Origin of the sequence: Paenibacillus sp. MZ03-122A, from assembly GCF_024213325.1 — a bacterium.
Taxonomy (GTDB): Bacteria; Bacillota; Bacilli; order Paenibacillales; family Paenibacillaceae; genus Paenibacillus; species Paenibacillus polymyxa_B.
Map to the genome: position 1 here is coordinate 61,493 of NZ_JANAVI010000018.1, position 24,502 is coordinate 85,994.

Sequence of the window (24,502 nt, forward strand, 5' to 3'; positions counted from 1 at the left end):
TATAAAATAACAATCATACATAAATCACACGATGCGTACCTGTCAGATCCAATGGTACATTCATAATCGTATCAATCAAGCTGAGACCATGACGGTTTAGAAAATGATAGATCGTATACGCCCGCTCCTGCGGCTGTCCAAATGGAAAAAGCGACCATTCGATGCGATCCCACTGACGAAGTGCTGTTTCATTTTGCCGAAGCAACGCTTCCTGAACTTTTGCTTCCAGATAGGCGATCTGTGCCAGAATCTTCTCGCGGTTGGTTTCTCCGAGCCGTAGCAAACCTTTTTCAATCAAACCTGTCTGCTGCACAAGTGGTTTGTACATGCGGACAAAAGCTTCCTTAGCCCCGGAAAACTGATCCTGCATTCCAAGCTGATCTTGAGTGGCAATCCATTGCTTTTTCCGTTCCTCAAGTCCGTCTCTAACTTGACCAAAACTTAATTCATACTTAAGCATATGCTTCTCCACACCTGGCTCTACCAACGTAAAAGACATTCGTGGCAGCAGTATCGGCATCTGCATCTCCAACACCCCGAAAGCATCCCGTGTAATCGCCCAGTAAGCAATCTCACCTAGACCCAGCACAGATGCCAGCACCGGAAACAGTGAATCCTGCATTAGAGGACGAGTTAGCACATTGTTACTAAAACGTTCGGGATGTCTATCTATCTCTTCAAGCAGTTCATCCACAGTAAACGCCACCAGACCGTGTCGATCCGTGAATAGTCCAGCTTTTTTGAAAAGCAACAGGCGTTCATCTTCATGGATATAAAAGAGATTCGCGCCACCTTCATGCACATCGGCTTGTAAATGATATCCATAATCTACGATCCGTGTGGCTGCCGTCCGATAAGCCTGCTCCAACTCATCATTGTGCTGAACCAGCCGCTTAAAAACGGATGCTTCCAGCTTGCGTAGCGAAGGATCTGCTGAATCCAAGAGTACTAATCCATAGGTGCCGAACAAAAGGCCCAGCAACTTGGCAAAGGCTTCACTCAGTCCATATGAATCCGTTATCCCGTTCTCAATCATGCGCATTATATCAGCCTTATGTTCTGAATCTGGCAAGCTTTGCTCTATATCCGCTATCGCTTGCTTCCATTCAAAAGCGTCAACTTTAATGGCACTAACCGAAGAACGGCGTTCAGGTTGCTTATTCAGCTTGATTTTGACGGCTTGTGGGTCATTTGCCATTACGTATGTATGATTGACCTCGTCCCAGTCATGATCTTCGCCAGCAATCCAGAAGACGGGAATAACCGGACGTCCAAGCCGTTCCTCTGCTTCTCTCGCCGCCTTAATGAGGGTAGCGGCTTTGTAAATGACCAGCATCGGACCTGTGAACAGTCCGCTTTGCTGACCGCCAGCTACTACCAGAGCATCTGGACTTTCCAGACGGTCCAATGAAGCACGAACCGCCTCATACGAATTGTATTTCTCATTGTATATACGAAGACATGCTACGACATCCTTACGGTTTAATCGCAGATGCCCCGTCTTATCCAGCCACTTCGCCCGTTGGGCATAAGCATCGGCGTGCAGCACATTATATTCATACAAGTCGCTCGCGCGTCCTGTACCCTGTATATAATCTTCTGCCAAAGCCGACCCTCCGCTAAGCGTTTCCGGAATTATTTTCATGGGTCTGCCTCCTGTCTCCACCAAAACCTTACTGCTTGATTGTACCGAAAGCCTATGTCCACGTCAAAGCTTCCTACAAAAAAAACCGCCGAATAACTCGGCGGTTGGTGCATAAAACAAGATCAGGCGTAGGGCTCAGCTACAAAATGTCCTTTAGACACTTCGATGAGCGTGGCATTTTCCAGGTTATAAGCCCCTGTCTTACTGCCAGATGCATCATGAATCGGGCCTGCTTGGTCGCCTGGCATAATAATCCGTTTTTTGTTGGCTTCTACTTCTGGATCAGGAAGTGGGATCGCCGACAAAAGCATTTTCGTATAAGGATGGATCGGATTTGCATACAACTCAGCACTTTCTGCAAGCTCAACCATTCTACCCATATACATTACAGCTACCCGATCACTGATGTGCTTGACCATCGACAGATCATGCGCAATAAACAGGTATGTCAGACCCAAACGTTCTTGAAGCTCTTTTAACAGGTTGACAACCTGAGCCTGAATAGATACGTCAAGAGCTGAAATCGGCTCATCACAAATGATGAATTTAGGATTAACAGCCAGTGCACGTGCAATACCGATCCGTTGACGTTGACCACCAGAAAACTCATGCGGATAGCGTGTTGCATGGTCAGGGTTCAAACCAACCAGATCAAGTAACTCTTCGATCCGTTTCTTGCGTTCTGCACGGCTACCCGCCATATTGTGAATATCCAGTGCCTCACCAATAATATCAGAAACGGTAAAACGCGGATTCAATGATGCATACGGATCTTGAAAGATCATCTGCATATCACGGCGCATTGCTTTCATTTTACTTGGTGATAATTTGTAAATATCCGTACCGTTAAAACGTACGCTACCTGCTGTAGGTTCATACAAGCGCAAAATCGTACGACCCGCTGTAGACTTACCACAGCCGGATTCGCCAACCATACCCAGCGTTTCACCCTCGCGAATATAGAAATTCAGGTTGTCCACCGCTTTGAGCACACGGTTTTTGCCAACATTAAAATACTTTTTAAGACCTTCAACCTCAATTAAATTGTTGCTACTCACCATGATCTCACCTCCTATTTCTTCAACTTCGGATCAAGCGCATCACGCAAGCCGTCGCCAAAAAGGTTGAACGCAAGCATAATCAAACTGATCAAACCTGCTGGGAAAAGCATCCGCCACGGGTAATACATCCACCCGGTCAGAGCTGATTCAATCATTGAACCCAGCGATGCCTCCGGATTCGGTACCCCTAAACCGAGGAAGCTCAGGAAAGCTTCGGAAAAAATAGCGGTTGGAACGCTCAACGTCAATGTAACGATGATCGGACCTACTGCATTAGGCAAGAGGTGGCGGAAAAGCAAACGACCTGCTCCAGCACCCATGGAACGGGAAGCAAGTACAAACTCTCTGTTTTTGAGTTGCATCATTTCACCACGTACAATCCACGACATGTTAATCCACCCCGTTACACAGAGCGCAATAATAATTGTAGTGATACTTGGCTCCAGTACAACCAGCAACAGGATCGTAACAAGCAAGTAAGGAATGGAGTACAAGATTTCAGAAAATTTATTCATGATTTCATCAACGCGGCCACCAAAGTAACCCATAATTCCACCATAAATAACACCAATCAGCAAATCAATCAAAGCTGCAGCCAGACCTATCGTCAAGGAAATCCGTGCTCCCATCCATGTACGGACAAACATATCACGTCCAAGATCATCCGTACCGAACCAATGCTCCGCAGAAGGTGGCAGATTCGTGCTCAGTAAATCATTAGAGTAATAATTATAGGGTGACAATATCGGACCGATTAAAGAAAAAAGCACAATCAGAACTAAAACAATCAAGCTAGTCATTGCAACCTTGTTTTTACGAAGTCGTTCCCAAGCATCGCGCCAAGCAGATAAGCTTTCTCGCTGAATAACTTCAGACTGCTTTTCATCGACCCCTATTTTTCGGAAATCTTCCGGTTTTACCTGAAGTTTATCCAAATTCACAGCATTGTCTTTCACAGACATAAAGTTACCCCTCCTTCCCGCCGGACAGCTTAATCCGAGGATCAATAAACCCATACGCGACATCTGTAATAAAACGCGCTAACATAAGCAAAACACCGTAAAAAATCGTTATGCCCATAATCATGGTGTAATCACGGCTTGTGATACTTTCCACAAACACTTTACCAATACCGCCAATCCCGAAAATCCGTTCAATAACCACAGATCCGGTAATAATATTCGCTGTCATTGGACCAACGTAGGTAACAACTGGCAAAATAGCATTCCGCACAACGTGTTTGAACATGATCGTAATGGATTTCAAGCCTTTAGCTTTGGCCGTTTTGATATAATCTGCATGCAGTACTTCTATCATACTGGAACGCGTCAATCGTGCAATAAATGCAATTGGTTGAGCGGACAAAGCCGCAACAGGCAGAACGTAGTCCATTGGGCCCTCGAAGCCCATAACATTAAACAATTCCAACTTTTGGGCAAAAAAGAACTGAATTAATGATGCCAGAACGAAGCTGGGAACCGCAATACCCAGAATTGCCAATATCATCGCTACGGTATCAATGAGTCTACGATGGTATAAAGCCGCCAGCATACCTAGTAAAATACCGACAATAATGGAAACAATAATTGCGACCAGACCTAATTTTAGTGATACCATGAAGGTCTGTCCAATAATGTCGCTCACATTTTGATTCAATTTTTTCATAGAAATACCAAAATCACCCGTAACAATATCACCTAAGTATTTAAAATATTGTACATATACAGGCTTATCCAACCCATACTGTTCCATTAATCGGGCTTGAATCTCAGGAGACGTCGCTCTTTCGCTCATGAAAGGGTTACCTGGAATTGCCTTCATCAGAAAGAACGTCGCAGAGATCAGAATGAGCAAAGAAATAAGCATAAATATAAATTTACTGATCAAATAACGCGCCATCGCCCGTTTACACCTCCCATATTTTTCGACACCATTCGATTCTATAGAAATAGAGTTGGGTTGTCCAATCTACTTATATGCATGGTTAATTTAATCATTTTAAGAAGAACCCTCACACACAAAAAAAACGGGATATATATGGCAGTACCCACATATATATCCCGAAGTAACTCCTCAACTTCAGAATCAAGTATCAGCTACTTACTGTGTTATATAAGCTCTTGTAAAATCAATTGCACCACTAAAATCCAAGGCAACGCCTTTTACATTTGGTTTCGTCAAAGAAGTATTAGAGTAGTAATAAATCGGCAGTAAAACCATATCATCCTGAACAAGAAGCTTCTCTGCTTTCGCAAATATTTCCATGCGTTTTCCTGGATCAGTTTCTGTTTTAGCCGCTTTAATCAAACCATCATATTCAGGATTAGAATATCCAGAATTATTGTTGCCATTACCAGTTGTCCAGATATCCAGGAAAGTCATCGGATCATTAAAGTCAGCAGACCATCCACCACGTGCAATTTGGAAATTCAACTTGTTACGTGTTTGGATAAATACGCCCCACTCCTGGTTTTGCGTTTTCACGTCGATTCCCAGGCTTTTCTTCCACATATCTGCAACTGCCAAAGCAATTTTTTGGTGTCCTTCAGTAGAATTGTAGAGTAGAGTGATTGGAGGGAGTGAAGTTACTCCTTCTTCCTTCATACCTTCTTGAAGCAATTTCTTCGCTTCAGCTACATCTTCTTTGAAATAATCATCTTTATGTTCATTACGGTATTCCTGAGATAAACCTTTAATACCCGGAGGTACAAAGCCGTAAGCAGGAATTTCTCCACCCATCGTTACTCTTTCAACAATCGGCTGACGTTGAATCGACATTGCAAATGCTTTACGAATTTTAAGATTATTGAACGGTTTTTCGGTGACGTTAAACAAATAGTAATAGGTGCTTGCTATACCTTTAGCCTGGAATTCGTTAGGCATTTCATTTTTCACAGCCATCATTTGGTCTGCAGGAATTTCGCCATTAGGTTTACCTGCATAATCAAGTTGTCCACTTCTGTAAGAAGCGAGTTCTGTTGCACCGCTGTTTACAAGGGACATTGTAATTTTCTTCAGTTTAATTTCGTCCTTACCCCAATAATTCTCGCTTTTGGAAACCTCGATCTTTTGACCTGTCTCCCAAGTCGACAATGTGAAAGGCCCGTTAGTGATCATGCTTTCTTTTTTAGTCGCCCATTTATCATTTCCTTGAACAGACGGATGCACCGGGTAATAGGTGTAGAAAGAAGTCAATCCCAGGAAGTAAGGTGTTGCATGTTCCAGTTCTACCTGCAATGTATGGTCGTCAACTGCTTTGACACCTACATCTTTGAAGTCCGTAACTTTAGTACCTTTAAAAGATTTGGAAGTGCTCAGGTTGTAACCCTCAGCATTTTTGATATAGTACAATTGGTAAGCATATGGAGGTGCAGGAGCCGTGGAAGGATCCAATACCCGTTGCCAAGCAAATACGAAGTCGCTTGCTTTGACTGGGTCGCCATTACTCCATTTTGCAGTATCGCGAAGCTTGAACGTATAGGTTTTGCCGTCATCGGAAATTTTCCAAGATTCAGCTACGCCAGGAATTTCTTTACCATCAGGGCCCATGCGAACAAGACCTTCATACATTGTTTTTAAAACAGTGTTTGCTTGAGTATCTTGAGCCTGTGCCGGATCGAACGTTGGCGGCTCGGATGCAAGGTTAATGCGCAAAATTTGCTTGTCGGCCGCAGCCGGCGTAGTCGAGGTGTTTTCTTGTGCGCCCTTACCATTGGTATCGTTCTTGCCGCCGCAACCTGCGAGCAGTGCGCCAACTGCAAGAATGAGTGTCAAAAGGACTAAAAAGCTTTTCCTTTTCATCTAGCGTTTTCCCCCTAGTTCTAAAGTGGTATATGTTTATAGATTATACAACCAGCGGTCAAAAAAATCTACATTACATTTCTTCAAATTGAGCTTTTTTTTCAAAAAAACATGATTAATTCATATTTTTTCACCTTTTCATGTCACCTTATATCACATGGTGTTGAATATATTCTTAAATATACCAACTACAGTCAACAAAATATACGCCAATGTCATCGCCATAAAAGTTAATCTCCAGACCGCTCTACATAATCTTTTACCATCAACCTTCCCTTTTATTCGATTTTGAGCTCCTCCAATTAAACCCAAGGCCAGTAATAGAAGCAGTAGAATCAAATAAAAACCGAATCGAGATGTAAAAATGATGTTAAAGAGTGCTGCGACGGAAAATATCAGAAAAAACGTGGTAATATCCATAGAAGTAAGTAACGATTTCTTTTTTTCCATTTTAAGAATGTAGCGACAAACCGCAAACACGATCAAAAACGGAAAAAAGGGAAGAATACTGAAAGTGATAATAGTACCTTGTATAAGACTCAACTGATCACCCCTCTTTTAGCCGCATGCCTTCAATTAATTGCCACAATAACTCATGAGTTGGTGCAGTAACTCCAGCCCGATCTGCCATCTGCACCAGTTGTCCGTTAATCGAAGCAACTTCCGTCATGGACTGTGCAAGTACATCAGCTAGCATGGACGAGTGATTCTCTGCCGTTGCCCGGCATACATTCATAATTTGCTCCCACCATGCGTTTTCCCAGTGGATACCATGAGCTTCATACACTTGAATGCCTTCATCGTACAGCCTGCGCATCATATGTATTCGAATAGGGTCCGAAAGCAGCTCGCCATTACGAACTCGCCATAACGCCGTCAGCGGATTGATCACAGCATTGATCAACAACTTGCGATACATACCGTTCTCGATTTCTTTCGACAAGCAAGCGTCAAATCCTGCTGCAACCAGCCGATTTAGCACACATTGATTAAAATTATTGTTCTTCGACTCCTCCTCTTCCTCCGAACATCCTATTTCAGTAACACCCGATCCTGCATGTACAATAGATGCTACTCCCTGCCTCTTGGCTCCTTCAGTCGTCACAGCAGGGTATACTACAGCTTTAGGCCAAGCCTTTCTAATGCGTTCTATATGGCCGATTCCATTCTGCAAGCAAACAATTCCTGTATCTCTATCCACTTGAGCTGCAGGCTGGATCTGTTCTAATACTTCCTCAATCGCCCCCTGTTTGGTCATAAGCATTATCCATCGTGCCGGAGCCTGTGAATTTAACCGTTGCCAATCTGCTAATGGCGCTACCTTCAATTTATTCCCGGACACATGTACTGCCGTCTGTCCCTCCTTATCAAACACAGTAATCCCTTCACGAGCAATGATGCGTGCCTGCTCAAGTGTACGCGTCCACAGCCTTACTTTTGTACCTGAGGCAGACAACCTCCCGGCAAACAACAATCCCAGCGAACCCGCTCCAATAATATCAATCACCTTGTATCGTCTCGCTTCCATCTTTTTTTCTACTATATCATATGCACTCTAGAGAAATACAAAAAACGCCAACTACAGCAAAGCGCTAGTTGACGTTTTATTTCAATATTGAAAAGTAATCTTGTTACTCAATGCGCTCCAGATTCCCATTGGCGTCCATTTTGAATCTGGATTTAAGCTCTTCCTCATCATCAGTGATTAAAGCCAAGCGCCGAGCCCGGTCCATAATCTGAATCAGAGCTTTATAATCATCATTCACAACACGATAGTCGGTTTGCACCTCATTCACTTCTTTGGACAGCCGGTCATTAATGGAGCGAAGCTGATTCAATTCTTCTTCCTTTTCCCGTAAATCTTTCTCCAGCATCTTAATCTGCCGATTCGTTTCCTGGACAGATCCCTTCCATTGACGCAAGAAGCGAATTACTGCATCAATAGATAACGTATCCTCACTCGTACCGTCCGTTCTGTACCCACCTTCGACCGTATCAAGCGAGGCAAAAGCCGCAACCTGTGATACACCTACCGGGTTCTGCTTACGGATATAGCTGCGCTTCTGGCGCTGTGCTTTGGCAATGCTAATCGCTTCATCATAACGTTTGCGCACGCAGCTGTTCCAACGAAAGCCGCATGCTGCAGAGGTTCTTCCGATTTTTTGACCAACCTCCTCAAACGCAGCGAGCTGCGTCCCACCTTCACGGATATGCCGCAATGTCACCTCCGCCAATATCAAGTCATCTTCCACACTCCATGCATCTTGTCTTATTGCAGTCATGCCTCTAGCCCTCCTAACAACATCCTGAAATAACCGTCTTCATGAACCGATCTTGCCGGTATTTGAATAGGGTATAAAAGCTGTTTATTCATTCCTATGCCTCTCGTAGAGTTCATAGAATCTATTTGATACTAAATTGTATTTCCATTTCTGCAAGAACTCATACGTGAATGTAAACAGTTTCGGGTTTCAAGCATGCTCAGACTGCTGTACAATAAAATGAATGGTTAAAGAAACAGAAAGGATCATATACATCATTACCATTAGTTTTTTTCGCGAATACATAAAAGGGGAAACCAAATGAACAAACGAATAAAAATCACAATCAGCACCCTGCTGACCACTATCATGATGCTAACTTTCATATATGTACGTCCTACTCTGGCCGCTCCCTCCCATGAAGAAAATCAGATTTTACAAGATAGCCTGTCGATTGTAGAGATAGACCATGAAATTGAGCGAATCAGTCAAGAGCAGCAGACTCTTTTGCAGCGTCAGCGGGAATTGCGAAGTAATCTCACCGTTCAGCAAGAGCAAATGACCATACAACGGAAGCGTGCAGGTTCTGTGCTGCGATCGTATTATATGGGAGAAAGGGACAAGCTGTTGAGTGTAGTGCTAGGGGCGAAAAGTATAAGGCAACTTCTCTCTCTGTACGATTACTACTTATTATTAATTAGTCACGATCAGGATGTGCTTCATGAATACGAATCCAATTATCAATCTATGCGAAAAACAGAACAACAAGTCACCCAAGCCTCAATGGAATTGGAGACAGTCAAAACAAACTTACTGGCACAACGCAAACGCATTATCCTGCTTCAGTCGCGTGTAAATGACGGCGTTAACGCCAGTAATGACCCGGATACCCTACGCAAGCTTATTGGCGAAATGACAGCTTATTGGGAAAATGTAGGTGTCTACGAGGTAAATAAGCACTTTAAAGCATTAGCTCAAGCTATGCAGGATTTACCGCAATTCATTCAACAACAACAAGGTGCTATGGTTACAAATGGAAAAGTGATTACGATAAGCATTCGCGAAGAAGACTTTAACCGTTTTTTAAAGTCAGAAAATGAATTGTTTAATCACTTCAACTTTACATTTGCACAGGATCGAATTATGGTAGAAGGTCAGCAGGGAACGATGAAATTAAGAGTAGAAGGTCACTACACGGTAGAAAATGAATCGAAAAATGCAATTTTATTTCATGTAGATCGATTGGTATTTAATGGTCTGGAACTACCTGATACGACCCGCAACAAGCTGGAAAAAGATTTTGATCTAGGTTTCTACCCACAGCAGCTTATTTCCTATGTCAAAGCCACAGAAGTACGCACTTTAGCAGGAATGCTTGAAGTTAAGCTCGAATTAAACTTTAAATAAGCTTTTGCTCACTTTCATTGTTCTGAATTTTTACGTGTACAAAACAAGAGACCCCGGGATATTCCCGAGGTCTTTATTATTGTCATAACGATAGGAATTTTATAGCAGATCGGCTGCCAACTGCGCAAGCTTGGAGCGTTCTCCTTTTTCCAACATGATATGCCCACTAATCCCTTCTTGCTTAAACCGCTCCACCACATAGGTTAGACCGTTACTGGCTGCATCCAGATAAGGGTGATCAATCTGCTCCGGATCTCCCATCAAAATGATCTTGCTCCCCTCACCCACCCGGGACACAATCGTTTTGATCTCATGTCGGGATAAGTTTTGCGCCTCATCGACTATAATAAATTGCCCAGGTATCGAACGCCCGCGAATATAAGTAAGTGCCTCCACCTGAATACTGCCCAAGCCCATCAAAATTTTGTCGATATCACCTGATTTTTTGGCATCAAACAGATACTCTAGATTATCGTAGATTGGTTGCATCCACGGGCGAAGCTTTTCATCCTTTTCTCCCGGTAAATAACCAATATCCTTACCCATAGGAACAACAGGCCGAGCAATCAATAGTTTCTTGAAGCGATGTTCATCCTCTACCTTAAGCAAACCTGCCGCCAGCGCCAGCAGCGTTTTGCCCGTACCCGCTTTTCCTGTAATGGTCACGAGGGGGATATCGTCATTAAGCAAAAGCTCCAATGCCATCCGCTGTTGAGCATTACGCGCGCTGATTCCCCACACCGATTCGTTACTTAAGTACAGCGGCTCTAATCGCTCTGCCTCCTGATTTACTTTCAGCAAAGCTGATTTTCCAGTTCCCATTTCATCTTTCAGAATGACAAATTCATGTGGATACAGCGTATAAGGTAGTTCCAGCGGCTTGATTGGTAAAAAACGGTTAGAGTAAAATTCATCTATGATGGACGGGTGCACCTGTATTGCCGAGTATCCGGGATATAGCTCACTTAGATCGCCTGTTCTATCGGATAGGTAGTCTTCGGTCAGCAGTCCCAATACATCTGCCTTGATCCTGACCAGCACATCTTTACTGACCAAAACGACCGAACGTGGTTCAGGCTGCTCCTGCTCTTCCAGATGATAATTCAAGGCGACCGCCAAAATCCGGTTATCGTTCGAAACCTCCCCGAACATCTCCTGAACTTTCAAAAAACTTCGGTGGTTTAACTCAACCTTAAGCCTTCCACCTTGGGGAAGTGGAACGCCACTATGCAGATGACCCACTTCTCTCAACCCGTCCAACAATCGCGATACATTGCGGGCATTCCGTCCAATCTCATCCGCGTTGCGTTTTTTGGAGTCGATTTCTTCCAGAACTACAGCTGGAATAACAACTTCATGTTCTTTGAAGGTAAATATGGCTTTCGGATCATGCAGCAGCACATTCGTATCCAGCACAAAAATTTTCTTCATTAAATCCCCTCCAAAGCGGCGTGGACAATCTCGTGTTTCATACTATACCTATTCACCGGGTACCTAATACTTGCTGATTCCCTGAAAAAAGAACCCCAAAGCAGCATAAAACAACGAAAAGTTGTAAGTGAAGATAGCCTCTGAGCCTGTCCATTTTTGAAATTAGGCACAAAAGGCCCAGTGATTGCTCACTGGACCTAGACTTGGTTCACTATAACTTTAGACATACCTCAACCCCCTTATGTTATATAAGAGCTTTACTCGCTGCGAGTATAACATAAGTGGGAAGAAAGATACATACTCAGGAATTGGAAGAAGCTGCGGTATTGTCGCTTGCTTTTTTAGCTAATTCCTCTTGTAGCGCTTGCTTGGCCAAATCGAGCTGTTGCTCATCAATGTACACATACGGGCTACGCCACGTTCCTGCTACCGGATTGTATTTCACATTTTGCTTGGAAATATTCCAATAGGTTTGTACGATATTTTTCATTTGCTGTGACTCGATATCAGTCATCATATTCTTATCAACCGATTTAATAATTGCACTAAACTTGGTCAAAGCGTTAAAGGATTGCATTTGGTCAATTAGGGAATGAAGCACCTGATTTTGTCGACGATTACGATCAAAGTCGTCAGATTCAGCTGTTCTCGGACGACAATTCGATTTGCGGTAGCGAACAAAATCAAGAGCCTGATCACCGTTCAAATGCTTGGCTCCAACTGTCAGGTTAATATCGGTACCATCTGCACGGTCACGATAACACATGTTTTTATCAACCGTCACATCTACGCCACCCAAATTATCTACTACATCTCTAAAGCCCTGGAAGTTAATAACCGTCACATAATCAATATCAATGTTTAAATATTTGCCAATCATCTTCTTCATTTGTTCTTCAGCAACTTCGCCAGATTCTTTCTCTCTAGCCTTAAACACCGGATAATACTCATTCAACTTGCGAGGTTTATATCCATCCATTTCTAGACGCGTATCGCGCGGTAAGGACACGATGGTAGACGATTTAGTATTGGGGTTCAATGTAGCTACCATAATAACGTCGGACAAATAAGTCGGATGATCAGGGCGGTAATCGGTTCCTAGCAATAAGATAGTCAAAGGCTTAGCTTCTGCCAATTGTGTTTTGGGTACTTCCTTGTTGATTCCCGTATCCAAAACTTCCTCTACCTGATTGTAAAGATAGTAGGTATAACCACCTGCTGCCAAAATACCTATAATAAGCAGAAACAAGACAAACTTCATAAACGATCTGAAAAAGCTTTTTTTCTTTTTCGTTTTTTTCGGTTTGGCGGACTTTTTCCCGCTTTGTGTCCGGGGAGGCAATCCGTTTGAAAGATTACTCATGCTTCAACACCTTTTCCTGCGTTTTGAGAAATATAGCTTTCTCCAAGTTTACAATCCTAAAACACACACAGCGGCGCATCCCGTTCCCGGGCGTCGCCGCTGTGGCCAAAGACCAATCCAATCAATTACATATTTGCTTGTGCTGTTTTACGTTGTTTCTCCGCACGCTCGCGTTCACCTTTGTTCAAGATCTTTTTACGCAAACGGATAGCGTTAGGTGTAATTTCGCAATACTCATCATCATTCAGATATTCGAGCGCCTGCTCCAAAGAGAAGATAACAGGTGTTTTCAATTTAACTGTATCGTCTTTTGTTGCTGAACGAACGTTTGTCAGTTGTTTTTCTTTACAAATGTTAACGACGATGTCGTTATCACGTGTGTGCTCCCCAACGATCATACCCTCATAGATTTCAGTACCTGGCTCCAGGAACAAAATACCGCGATCTTCCACGCCCAGCATACCATAAAATGTAGAGCTGCCGTTTTCCGTTGACACGAGTACACCCTGATGACGTCCACCTACTTGACCGCCAACAAATGGTCCATAGCTGTCAAACGCATGGTTCATTACGCCATAACCACGAGTCAAAGTCAGGAAGTTTGTAGTGTAGCCGATCAGACCACGTGCAGGGATCAAGAATTCCAAGCGAACCTGTCCGGTGCCGTTATTAATCATGTTAACCATTTCGGCTTTACGGGAGCCCAAACTTTCCATAACCGCACCCATGCTTTCTTCCGGAATATCAATAAGGAGACGTTCGATTGGCTCCATTTTCTTACCGTCAATTTCCTTGACGATAACTTCCGGCTTGGACACTTGCAGTTCGTAACCTTCACGACGCATATTTTCAATCAGGATACCCAGATGCAACTCACCACGTCCGGATACAATAAAGGCGTCCGGGCTATCTGTTTCATCAACACGTAAGCTGACATCCGTTTCGAGTTCTTTCAGAAGACGCTCACGCAATTTACGGGATGTTACCCACTTACCATCGCGACCTGCGAACGGGCTGTTGTTAACCAGGAAGGTCATTTGCAGTGTCGGCTCATCAATCTTCAGTACAGGCAACGCTTCAGGATGATTTGGATCAGCAATGGTTTCACCGATGTTGATATCTTTAATTCCCGCAATCGCCACAATGTCACCAGCGCCCGCTTGGTCAGTTTCAATACGTTTCAGACCTTGGAAGCCGAACAGCTTCTCAATACGCGCTGATTTACTGCTACCATCACGCTGCATAACTGTGACTGCTTGCCCCTGCTTGATGATACCGCGGTTTACACGACCTACTGCAATTCGGCCAAGGTATTCGTTATAGTCCATCAGTGTTACGAGGAATTGAAGAGGCTCATCTACTTTCTCAGTTGGAGCCGGAATGTGCTCTACAACTGTTTCGTACAATGCTTGCATGTTATCGTCTTGCTTTTCAGCATCCATGCTGGATGTTCCGTTCAGCGCCGAAGCGTACACAACAGGGAATTCCAATTGCTCGTCATTCGCACCCAGCTCGATGAACAGATCCAGTACTTCGTCAATAACTTCTGCCGGACGAGCTGCCGGACGGTCAATTTTGTTTACTACAACGATTGGCGTCAGATTTTGCTCCAGCGCTTTACGCAGTACGAATTTCGTTTGCGGCATGCAACCTTCGTAAGCATCAACGACGAGCAAAACACCGTCAACCATTTTCATAATCCGTTCCACTTCGCCACCAAAGTCGGCGTGTCCCGGTGTATCTACAATGTTAATCAGATAATCTTTGTAAGTGATAGCTGTATTTTTAGCCAAAATCGTAATACCGCGTTCACGCTCCAGATCGTTGGAGTCCATGGCGCGCTCCTGAACAGCCTCGTGTTCTCTAAATGTTCCGGACTGTTGAAGCAGCTTGTCGACAAGCGTCGTTTTTCCGTGGTCGACGTGGGCAATAATCGCAATATTGCGAATGTTTTCTCTAGCATGCATGGTTTGTATCCATATCCTTTCCGTATATCAAAATAGTGTCTCTATCCTGAAGCAGTGCTGATTCAAGGCTAACAATCGTTCTTTAGGCCCACTCCCTGCCAGCCTTCTATATGTTTCAGGCTTTGTACAGACAGCTTCTCTCTCCGATTCGCGTGAAAACCTTAAAATAAGCGTCAGAAATCATTCCGACGCTCTTATCATATCCATTATATTATAGTTGAAATATGTCATAAAGCAAGACATTATTGCCTGTTCCGTAATTTACCGCCATAAAATCTCACAGCTTGTCGTTTTACCTTTTGCGTTTGCCACGGTTGTTTAGGACCAACCAGATTCCAGCGCCAATCAGTAAAACTGCAATAACATATATGATACCCGTTCTTAGGGAGGTAATAACCAATAAAAGCACCGATACCAAGCCCAATATTACGCCCCCTGTATATACATTGCGAGAAAGCGAAATATCATTAATGGCGTACTCCCATAATCCAATCGCCATACCTAGAAGTAACAAAGGCCATAAATAGGCCATTAAATGCCAGCCCCAAATATTGCAGAGCAAAAATAAGAAGCCATAAACCGACAAAATCCCTGCCGGCAGCAACATAAAGGGTGAAACTTTACGCTTTATGTACATTGCATGCAGTACGATTCCAGGTATTAAAAACAGCAAAGGCCAAAAGTTTCGTCCCAAAAAGGAGAACGCCCCCAGTTTCCCCAACAAAATAATCAGTCCTACGGCAACAATGCCCACTCCGATCATACGCTCTTTTCCGGAATTCATCGTGGTCTCCTTTGTTTGCTGAATTTGTTTTTAGGTCTCTTAATGTGATTGTTTTTAAGTATATTTTTGTGAATATAGAGTCTTTACAAAAACCGAGTAAACCTGGCATTCGCAAAAACTCTATGTCTATTTTAGCCGATGTTTTCCAAAAAAACTACGTTCAAATATGGCGAGCTCGTAACTGACGATATATACCTGCAACGACAACTGCTGTTGCCAAGAGTCCCGGTAACCATGCATGTATAAGCTCTCCCGTACCTGCTAACCATACACCCAATCGGGGATCACGCAGTAGCATTTCTCCTGCCGTAAAAGCCAGGATTGCAGATCCGAGCAAAACAAGTACAGGGAACCGGTGAAGCCAGATCGCAATCACGTTGCTGCCCCAGACGACAATCGGAATGCTAATCGCAATCCCAATGACAATAATGGCGATATCCCCATCTGCTAGGGCTGCAATAGCTAATACATTATCTAGACTCATCACAAAGTCCGCTACCAGAATCACCTGTATAGCCTTCCATATGGTTGTTTCTGCTCTTACTCCCACATGATCCTCATTCTCATAAAGCAGCTTAAACGCAATCCATAACAGAAGTAGACCGCCTGCCGCCTGAATAAAGGGTACGCCCAGCAAAATGACAGCTACAAAAGTCAAAACACAGCGCAGGAGGACTGCACCGACTGCCCCCCACCATATAGCTTGACTCCGCTGCCTTGCAGGCAAGTTTTTGCTCGCCATGGCTATAACAACTGCATTATCACCGCTTAACACCAAATTAATCATTAATATTTTCAACAGCAAAATGATATGCTCCATGTGTACAAACACCCCCATCCTACTTGTATGCGAAATAGGACGAGGCTATGCTTATAAGCCTTGTCAAATAAGTCATCATTTATTAAAAATTGATGTCAAATTTGTTGAGTAAAGACCTTGAAATCAATAACAAACAGCAATATAATGAATCGTATTTCCGAAAAACGGGTATTAAAATAAACAATATACAATGATTTTAGGATGTTTAATCAGGGAGATGAGAACGATTGATATGTCCGGACTTCAGTTCTTTTGGCTACTGCTTAATGTGATATTTATTGACCTTCTGCTCGCAGGAGATAATGCGATTGTAATTGGACTTGCCGCCAGAAAGCTGCCTCCTGCAACGCAAAAAAAAGCGATCCTGTACGGTACCGGTGGTGCCCTGCTCATTCGCATAGCAGCCACCATTGTGGTACTCTGGCTGCTTCAAGTACCATGGTTGTTACTCATCGGGGGTGTCATGTTAGTCTGGATCGCGTATAAGTTGCTCGTAGACCAGGAGGATCATACCGAAGTCAAAGCGGGAACAACGTTATGGGGTGCTATCCGTACGATTGTTGTAGCCGATGCGGCTATGGGTCTGGACAACGTGATTGCTGTTGCTGGCGCGGCCCAGCAGCATTTGCTACTTGTAGTGCTGGGACTATTAATCAGTGTACCGATCGTTGTATGGGGTAGCACTCTTTTTATCAAGTTGATCAATAAATTCCCTTGGATTATCTATTTAGGATCGGCTGTGCTTGGTTATACAGCCTCTAATATGATTACTGAAGAACGTAAGCTGGAACCCTACTTTACTGAGCACCCTGCGCTGCGTATCTTGTTTATTACCGCAGTCATGGCAGGTATTTTGCTCACAGGATATCTTCAAAATCGCAGAGCAGTGTCCAGTCGAGAAAAAGCCGTCTAAAATGATTCAAAAACTGTTTTAATTAAAATAAAAAGGCAGACCCAAAATAGCTGGCGGGTCTGCCTTTTTGTTTAAAACCAATCTTCCTGTATAACTTCCTCTTTGCGCCCCTCTATAGCTCCGCCTGCCTCCAGGACAAGCGTCTCTGTTGTAGCCACAGCCTGTTCAATCAACACATTTAAATCCCGAATAGAGGCTTCAATCTTTTGAACAACCCACAAATTTGGATTGGTCGTTGGGGATTTAGGAACAAACAATGTGCAGCAATCCTCATAGGGGAGTATCGATAGATCGTAGGTGCCAATCTGCTTTGCGATTTCCGTGATCTCCTGTTTATCCATCATTACGAGAGGTCGCAGCAATGGTAATTCTGTCGAGCGGCCAATCACATTCATGCTGGATAACGTTTGACTAGCGACTTGCCCCAGACTGTCGCCTGTCACGAGTGCCAGTGCTCCTTCACGCTCAGCCAGCATCGTTGCAATTCGCAGCATAGACCGTCTCATTAGCGTAATAATCAGATTATCCTGTCCAGTGCGCGTAAAGGCCGTCTGCACCTCTGTAAACGGTACAAGGTGGATTTTGATCCGACCCGCATAGCCTGCTAATACCCTTGCCAAATCAATAACCTTTTCTTTCGCACGTTCACTTGTAAATGGATAGCTATAAAAATGTACACATTCGATTTCCAATCCTCTACGCATGGAAGACCATCCTGCTACCGGGCTGTCAATTCCACCAGACAGCAGCAGCATAGCTTTACCGTTCGTTCCTAACGGAAAGCCCCCTACAGCCATAATAACATCGCTGAATATATAGGCCGCCTGCTCTCTAACCTCCACACGTAACTCAATATCTGGCTGATGTACATCGACCCTCAACGCTTGAAACTCTCGCAATATAGGAGAACCAATTAAATGATTCATCTCTTGTGAGGAATGAGCAAACTCCTTCCATACTCTGCGGGCATTTACCTTGAACGTCGTTCCCTCGGTCACATTCAGCTCACGCATCAAAGCTACAGCGGTCTCAATGATAGCACCCAGCTCGACAGGAGCCATTTTGACAGGACTTATTGTCGTGATGCCAAACACTTTTTGTAACACCTGAATGATCTGTTCATAAGGCTCTCCTCCAAGAACCACATAAATCCGTCCAAATTCCTTCCGCAAAGAAGCACCGGGAAAGGGTTTGAGCAGCAGCTTCACGTGATTCAGTACTGCCTTTTCAAAACGAGTCCGATTCTTTCCTTTTAATGTAAATTCACCAAAGCGAAGTAACAGCATATCATAGTGCATTTTAACGTTTCCACCTTTCAAGGGATTCCAGCTTGGCTACAGCCTTTCGCAGTGCAAGTATAAGCTCATCGATATCCTGTTCCGTATGTTCATCACCGAAGCTGATACGAATGCCGCCAGACGCTTCTGCCTCATTGCATCCCATCGCCAGCAGCACCCGACTGGGTTCAGCCAATTTCGAAGAGCAAGCCGATTTGGTGGATACTACCACACCCAGTTGCTCTAGCGTATGCAGCATTACCTCGGCTTTCATGCCCGGATACGAAAAGTGGACAATATGCGGCGCTTCTTCCCCGCTGTTCAGCCGCAGTTGAGGGAGTGTCTTCACTTCTGCGACCACCCGTTCTCTCCACTCGGTCATACGGCGTGCTGTCTCTACTTGCCGTTCGCCCGCCAACCGTATCGCCTTAGACATACCAACAAGCACCGGTACATTTTCCGTACCTGCACGAAAACCCTGCTCCTGAGAGCCGCCACTATGCAGTGGGAAAAGCTCTACACCTTCCCGAACGAATAGTAGTCCAGCACCTTTGGGTCCACGCAACTTATGCGCAGAGAGACTGTACAGATCAGCCTGCCATCCCCGGATATCAACCGGTAGCTTTCCAAACCCCTGTACACCGTCAATATGAAATAGAACGCGAGGGAACTGTTTCTTCAGCGCAACTCCGATATCATGCAACGGTTGCACCCTTCCCGTCTCATTATTGACATGCATAATACTGACTAAAATCGTATCTTTACGGACAGCGGCACAAACCTGTTCGGCGCTCACATGCCCTTCTGCATCGACAGGTAAAAATGTAACCTCAAATCCCAGATTTGTCAGTTGTCTGCAAGCTTCATACACCGACGGGTGCTCTGTCGATACAGTAACAATATGCTTGCCTCTGGTCTGATACTGCAAAGCTGCTCCCTTGATAGCAAGATTGTTGCTTTCCGTTGCCCCAGATGTGAAGACAAGCTCTGATGGATACACTGCCAAAGCCGCAGCACATACTTCGCGCGAACGCTTAAGCAACTTATCCGCATCCTCTCCATATCGATGCATTGAGGATGGATTCCCGTAGTGGCGTCTCATGACCTCGGCAACTGTTGTAATCACCTCTTCAAAAGGCGGAGTTGTCGCGGCATAATCAAAATATTTCATTGCACTCCCCTTTTCCGCTCTATAACTGCTGCAACAAAAAAAGACCAAAACAGGGAAAGGCCGCTACATTATAGCGACACCCTTTCCCCATATTGATCCTGTCTGCGGACCTAATCTAATTGAAATTACGCACTTTTTTCGTTGTAAGCTATAGGGCTTAGATCGTATATTTTTCACGTGCATTTTGAATTTTGGTAATATATCTTTGCGTTTCCACCGGAAGCTTGTCCAGTACAGCCATTAACTGTTCATCACTACTTACACCAAGCCGCTGCACCCGTCCGGGACCTGCATTATATGCAGCCAGCGCCATATTTTCTTGTCCGTTAAATCGTTTAATCTGGTAGGACAAATAACGAACACCGGCATCAATATTTTGAACAGGATCATATGGGTCGCTGACTCCCAGGCCTTGAGCCGTAGCATCCATAAGCTGCATAAGCCCTTTGGCTCCGGCCGAAGAAGTGACCGACGGATTAAACGAAGATTCCGTATCAATAACCGCTTTAATCAACGCTACTGGAACGCCGTATTTCTGGCTAGCCTCGTTAATCAAATCATCATATGCTGTAGGTGTTGTGGGTCCGTCTGTTGCTGTGCTGGAAGGAGCGGGGTACAATGACGAAGCCGTTCCCCTCGAAGGTCCCAATTGAAGCCATAGCAAACCGTTTTCGTCTCTGGTAACATCACTTGAATTTTCTCGTGTCACAGCACCATCGGTTTCCAACTGACCTACTTGTTCCAGTAATCCGGAAAAAGCGTCCGTTGTACCCGTCTGGGTTGTAGCACTCATATTATTTAACAGCTGCATGTCTAACATGGACTTGGACACGCGCGGATCAATTTGCATGTGGTGTTCCCAACTTTCTATAGTTGTTATATCCCAAATAGCTTGTCATTACTGCTATGATACAACTTTTTACTATGTACTTCCATACCTTTTAATGAAAAAAAGCTCCGTTTCTGTCGAAAAGACAGCGGAGCTTTATAGATCAGCTTTAATGTAATTATATCACTAAGATGATTTTCTCGGATATACAAAAGAAAACTGAGCTTGTTCTTCAGTAGGGTCAACGAACGAACGGGATAAAAGCAAAATAACTCAATGTCGCCAGCGCCCCAAGACCAATAGACCAAATGCCGGTCGTTTTGCTGCCATTCACATAAGCAAAAAAACCTAAAACTGCAGCAATAGGCCCCAGCACAATTGACCACATAAACAATGAGGCAATTCCTGCAGCTAGCCCAATATAGCCAGAAATACGACCACTATTGTTTATAACCTGCTCTTGACCCTTAACCTCATGTCGAGTCACAGCTGAGCCGGGAGCAACCTCTGCTGCATATTCCTCACGATCATTACGGCGCTTGGCAGATCGTTCATGAATGTGACGGGGGTAATCTACACGTTCGCGGCTAACATGCTCTTTACTCTGATGCTTGTCATTTTCATGATCTTCCATAATAAACTGCACCTCCAAATGCGAAATGAATCGCGCAATAAAATTTACACGGACTTCGGCTTAAAAGTGTGGCAACAGGTTGCGGCTGACGTGGCAGCCTTATCACGTTCTTCTGAACTGAAGCTTTCTCCCGCATATTCTTCTTTAAATTTCTTACCGGCATGACCATCAACTTCAATCATGATCAAATCTGCCTTGCAAAAGTTGTTTTCTCCCCAATAATGGCAATTGGCTACGCTACACTTAACGATTGGCTTGGCCTCTTGGCTCATGATTATCACCTCGGATTCATTGTCCCCCCGCTACCCTGCACCTATGCGTTCATGGTATATGGCAGTTGGTGACATACGAAAAAAGCCGCTTCCTTCACCTCCTCCAAAATGGCAGGAAGCAAGTAGAAAACGGCTTGCTTGTCTTGTTTTAGTTTTTGATTAGAAATGATCTTCCCCGTTGAATGCTTTAGGCATGAGTACGTCGAGTCTGCATCCGGCGCTGAGTCAAATAGTCACTTTCATAATAAGTCAGATCATCACGCAATTCTTCAAAATTTTTCGTAATGTCCATGATCACTTCGCGAGCGGCTGGCACTGGCGTTTTACGGAAGCGAATAGCATCTTGTCCCGTATACGCATAGCGTCCATCCTCTGCGTAAGATTCATTTTTGGGATAAAAAAAGCTGTTCACACAGTCATGGTAAACGTTATACAATGCCTTTTCCGCAAAATCGACGTCAAAATTGGCACGGCGTAAAGCCACACCCAGCTTTTCATAAGATACTTCGGAAAAAACAAGGACATGACGGAGATCCGACAAAAGGCCTTTGTAAAAAAGCACGGACTCCTCATTGCCATCTGCAGCAAGTTGTGGCAGAGCATGCTCATTGAGGAATGTTTCCACCCGTTTCACGGCAGTTTTCAGTCTCTCCTGCGCCGACTCACATAATTTTTGTACGTTGACTGCTGACATCAAGGCAGCTCCCCCTTATTTGTTGCTTGTTCATCAATTTGATTACCCGAAAATAGTCCCTTCTAACCGAAAGAGCTGTAATTTTCAGTATTTATCCTACCACAAATGAGCATTGAAAGGTATAAAAACATGCCAACCTCCTCACGCTAAACCATAAATTTATGAATACTCAAGGAGGACGGTCTCATGTCTCGGCGAAAATGGTTAAAACCCCTGCTCGGAGCAGCTGCCGGGGTGCTTCTCATCACACTGATGCTGCCTTCCCGTGATCACCGCCATACACCGCAGCCCGAATATACGGCCAAGATGGTGCCACAGCAAGAGAAGCAGCTCAAAAAAGGAATGTTGGCTTTGGACCTGTCCGCTACGGATACCCTCACACGCATGGATGCAAGGCAGGATATTCAATACGTGATGCGGGAGCTTGATGGTAAAACTGCTGATCAGAAAAGGCAGTTTACCCGCACGCTCCAGCAATCGCACAGTCATCTTCATACGTTACTGTGGATTCACACACGCGACGGGAACACGAGTACCTATACGGGCGGTAAATCACAAACTCGTCTGCTGAGTCATCCTCAAATTAAAAGCAGTTTGGCCGCGGCTCGCCGTTCCGTCATGCAAAATAAATCCTACGAATCTGCTGCATTTCAGGCTGAAGGCGGTAAATATTTTGTCATGGCAGAACCATCGGCTGACGGAACATGTGGTGTTGCTGCCCTGGTTAGTCAGCAAGTATTGCGTGACGTGGAGAAGCATCAGCGTAAGAATTTGCGGTTGATTCCCTATCCAAAAGAAGGCAGCTACAAAATCGAATCCGTACATCCCGACACATTGCACGATATTACTGTCAAGACGGGCCACGACAACGAAAATGCAAGTCATTATTTTGAAAACGAAATTGTCGTTCGCTTCCGTCACAATCCTGATTCACGACAACTGCAGGAAATTGCAGCAGATTTACACTGTGCGCCAGGCCGCAAGCTTGGTTATACCTATGTATTTCATTCGGATAAGATGAACTTCAAGGAGCTAAAGCAATATTTTTCAAGAAAGTGGAACCCGCTTTATACTGAGCCTCACTATATGTATCTAACCAATGAGAAAACACCTATCCAAGCGGACAACTCTATCCCCAATGATCTGCTCTTTTCCCGCTATCAATGGAATCTGCCGGCTACGGAAACCAACCGGGGTTGGAAATTAAGCAAAGGAAGCAAGGACGTAATTGTCGCTGTCGTAGATACGGGAGTAGATTTGGATCACCCCGACCTAAAAGGTCAAATCCTTTCAGGTCATAACGTGGTAAACCCGTCTGAAAAACCTTATGATGACGTCGGTCACGGAACGCACGTCGCTGGCATCATTTCTGCCCTCGTGAATAATGGTGAGGGGGTCGCTGGCATGACATGGTACAACAAAGTCATGCCGATTAAGGTTCTTGACCAATCCGGCTCCGGTACGACTTACTCGGTTGCAGAAGGTATTATATGGGCAGCTGATCATGGGGCCAAGGTCATCAATTTAAGTCTGGGCAATTACGCACAAGCTGAATTTTTGCATGATGCGATCAAATACGCCTATGATAAAGATGTCGTATTAGTTGCAGCTACAGGTAATGACAATACGGAACGACCTGGCTATCCAGCAGCGTATCCAGAAGTATTTGCCGTTTCCGCTACAGATTCTTCTATGCACCGTGCATCCTTTTCTAACTATGGAGATTATGTAGACGTCATGGCTCCAGGTGCAAGTATCGCCAGTACGTACCCAGGAAATCAATATGCTGCACTGTCAGGCACTTCCATGGCCAGTCCCCATGTATCAGCGCTTGCTGCACTGATTCGATCCATTAACCCCGATCTGACCAACAAAGAGGTAATGGAATTAATGAGAAGCAGCGTAATTGACTTGGGCACACCAGGGCATGACAAATATTTCGGGTATGGTCAAATTGACGTGTATAAAGCGTTGAAAGCAGCACAACGTCCATATGTTCCTTTGCAATTCTATCCACAGCATTTAAGTGACAAGTTAAAATCTATATTAAAGAAACTGGAAACGTAAGATTCCTATTAGAAAAAAGCAGCCATGTTTGAAGTGACCCCTTAAAGTTAGACAACTATTTTTATGCAACCAGTTGGGCATGAGCTCGGTATTGTACCGGGCTCA

The 24,502-nt window shown here is 44.4% G+C and carries 22 protein-coding genes; 3 read left to right on the top strand and 19 right to left on the bottom strand.

What is annotated here, in order from left to right; translation table 11 throughout:
* Positions 1-13: 13 nt before the first annotated feature.
* From bshC to NLX74_RS23455, 8 genes are all read right to left on the bottom strand, one after another.
* Complete coding sequence (bshC, locus tag NLX74_RS23420) at positions 14-1,645, bottom strand: bacillithiol biosynthesis cysteine-adding enzyme BshC (RefSeq protein WP_254330554.1); 1,632 nt, start codon at positions 1,643-1,645, stop codon at positions 14-16.
* Between the two features lie 122 nt (positions 1,646-1,767).
* Positions 1,768-2,706 carry an ABC transporter ATP-binding protein gene (locus tag NLX74_RS23425; RefSeq protein ID WP_013311102.1) on the bottom strand — a complete coding sequence of 313 codons (939 nt, stop codon included), beginning with the start codon at positions 2,704-2,706 and terminating at the stop codon, positions 1,768-1,770.
* A gap of 11 nt (positions 2,707-2,717) precedes the next feature.
* Complete coding sequence (locus tag NLX74_RS23430; protein WP_254330555.1) at positions 2,718-3,668, bottom strand: ABC transporter permease; 951 nt, start codon at positions 3,666-3,668, stop codon at positions 2,718-2,720.
* Positions 3,669-3,672: 4 nt separating this feature from the next.
* A complete protein-coding gene (locus NLX74_RS23435) occupies positions 3,673-4,605 on the bottom strand; it encodes an ABC transporter permease (protein ID WP_013372103.1) in 933 nt (310 codons plus the stop codon).
* A 201-nt stretch (positions 4,606-4,806) separates the two neighbouring features.
* Positions 4,807-6,507, bottom strand: a complete 1,701-nt coding sequence (locus tag NLX74_RS23440) for a peptide ABC transporter substrate-binding protein (RefSeq protein WP_254330557.1) — start codon at positions 6,505-6,507, stop codon at positions 4,807-4,809.
* A gap of 153 nt (positions 6,508-6,660) precedes the next feature.
* Positions 6,661-7,050, bottom strand: coding sequence for a DUF3397 domain-containing protein (locus tag NLX74_RS23445; RefSeq protein ID WP_254330559.1), 390 nt, complete (start codon positions 7,048-7,050; stop codon positions 6,661-6,663).
* 4 nt (positions 7,051-7,054) lie between these two features.
* Entirely contained in the window at positions 7,055-8,035 is a 981-nt protein-coding gene (locus NLX74_RS23450; RefSeq protein ID WP_254330560.1) for a ketopantoate reductase family protein, read from the bottom strand.
* 103 nt (positions 8,036-8,138) lie between these two features.
* Positions 8,139-8,789: an RsfA family transcriptional regulator gene (locus NLX74_RS23455; RefSeq protein WP_254325272.1), complete on the bottom strand. Its 651-nt coding sequence runs from the start codon at positions 8,787-8,789 to the stop codon at positions 8,139-8,141.
* Positions 8,790-9,089: 300 nt separating this feature from the next.
* Between NLX74_RS23455 and NLX74_RS23460 the strand changes: the two genes are divergently transcribed.
* Positions 9,090-10,175, top strand: a complete 1,086-nt coding sequence (locus tag NLX74_RS23460; protein WP_254330562.1) for a hypothetical protein — start codon at positions 9,090-9,092, stop codon at positions 10,173-10,175.
* Positions 10,176-10,274: 99 nt separating this feature from the next.
* Here the strand turns inward: NLX74_RS23460 and NLX74_RS23465 are convergent, their stop codons facing one another.
* From NLX74_RS23465 to NLX74_RS23485, 5 genes are all read right to left on the bottom strand, one after another.
* Positions 10,275-11,606 carry a PhoH family protein gene (locus NLX74_RS23465; RefSeq protein WP_023989462.1) on the bottom strand — a complete coding sequence of 444 codons (1,332 nt, stop codon included), beginning with the start codon at positions 11,604-11,606 and terminating at the stop codon, positions 10,275-10,277.
* A gap of 301 nt (positions 11,607-11,907) precedes the next feature.
* Complete coding sequence (locus NLX74_RS23470) at positions 11,908-12,969, bottom strand: LCP family protein (RefSeq protein ID WP_235309373.1); 1,062 nt, start codon at positions 12,967-12,969, stop codon at positions 11,908-11,910.
* A 125-nt stretch (positions 12,970-13,094) separates the two neighbouring features.
* The gene (typA, locus tag NLX74_RS23475) at positions 13,095-14,936 is read right to left on the bottom strand and encodes a translational GTPase TypA (protein ID WP_061828529.1); all 1,842 of its coding nucleotides are present in this window, start codon (positions 14,934-14,936) and stop codon (positions 13,095-13,097) included.
* Positions 14,937-15,228: 292 nt separating this feature from the next.
* Complete coding sequence (locus tag NLX74_RS23480; RefSeq protein ID WP_254330564.1) at positions 15,229-15,720, bottom strand: hypothetical protein; 492 nt, start codon at positions 15,718-15,720, stop codon at positions 15,229-15,231.
* 160 nt (positions 15,721-15,880) lie between these two features.
* A complete protein-coding gene (locus NLX74_RS23485) occupies positions 15,881-16,540 on the bottom strand; it encodes a TerC family protein (protein WP_254325269.1) in 660 nt (219 codons plus the stop codon).
* A gap of 217 nt (positions 16,541-16,757) precedes the next feature.
* Here NLX74_RS23485 and NLX74_RS23490 point away from each other — a divergent pair, with 217 nt between their 5' ends.
* Positions 16,758-17,453 carry a TerC family protein gene (locus NLX74_RS23490; RefSeq protein ID WP_250260925.1) on the top strand — a complete coding sequence of 232 codons (696 nt, stop codon included), beginning with the start codon at positions 16,758-16,760 and terminating at the stop codon, positions 17,451-17,453.
* Positions 17,454-17,524: 71 nt separating this feature from the next.
* Here NLX74_RS23490 and thiI read toward each other — a convergent pair whose 3' ends face one another.
* From thiI to NLX74_RS23520, 6 genes are all read right to left on the bottom strand, one after another.
* Positions 17,525-18,751: a tRNA uracil 4-sulfurtransferase ThiI gene (gene thiI, locus NLX74_RS23495; protein WP_069289993.1), complete on the bottom strand. Its 1,227-nt coding sequence runs from the start codon at positions 18,749-18,751 to the stop codon at positions 17,525-17,527.
* Between the two features lies 1 nt (position 18,752).
* The gene (locus NLX74_RS23500) at positions 18,753-19,901 is read right to left on the bottom strand and encodes a cysteine desulfurase family protein (RefSeq protein ID WP_254330566.1); all 1,149 of its coding nucleotides are present in this window, start codon (positions 19,899-19,901) and stop codon (positions 18,753-18,755) included.
* A gap of 157 nt (positions 19,902-20,058) precedes the next feature.
* Positions 20,059-20,751: a lytic transglycosylase domain-containing protein gene (locus NLX74_RS23505; RefSeq protein ID WP_103049626.1), complete on the bottom strand. Its 693-nt coding sequence runs from the start codon at positions 20,749-20,751 to the stop codon at positions 20,059-20,061.
* A gap of 220 nt (positions 20,752-20,971) precedes the next feature.
* Positions 20,972-21,364 (bottom strand): hypothetical protein, encoded by a 393-nt coding sequence (locus tag NLX74_RS23510; RefSeq protein ID WP_235309366.1) that lies wholly within the window; start codon positions 21,362-21,364, stop codon positions 20,972-20,974.
* A 44-nt stretch (positions 21,365-21,408) separates the two neighbouring features.
* Positions 21,409-21,636: a DUF1540 domain-containing protein gene (locus tag NLX74_RS23515; RefSeq protein WP_061828536.1), complete on the bottom strand. Its 228-nt coding sequence runs from the start codon at positions 21,634-21,636 to the stop codon at positions 21,409-21,411.
* A 187-nt stretch (positions 21,637-21,823) separates the two neighbouring features.
* Complete coding sequence (locus NLX74_RS23520; protein WP_061828537.1) at positions 21,824-22,330, bottom strand: YpuI family protein; 507 nt, start codon at positions 22,328-22,330, stop codon at positions 21,824-21,826.
* A gap of 186 nt (positions 22,331-22,516) precedes the next feature.
* Between NLX74_RS23520 and NLX74_RS23525 the strand changes: the two genes are divergently transcribed.
* Complete coding sequence (locus NLX74_RS23525; RefSeq protein ID WP_254330573.1) at positions 22,517-24,397, top strand: S8 family peptidase; 1,881 nt, start codon at positions 22,517-22,519, stop codon at positions 24,395-24,397.
* The last annotated feature ends 105 nt before the right edge of the window (positions 24,398-24,502 follow it).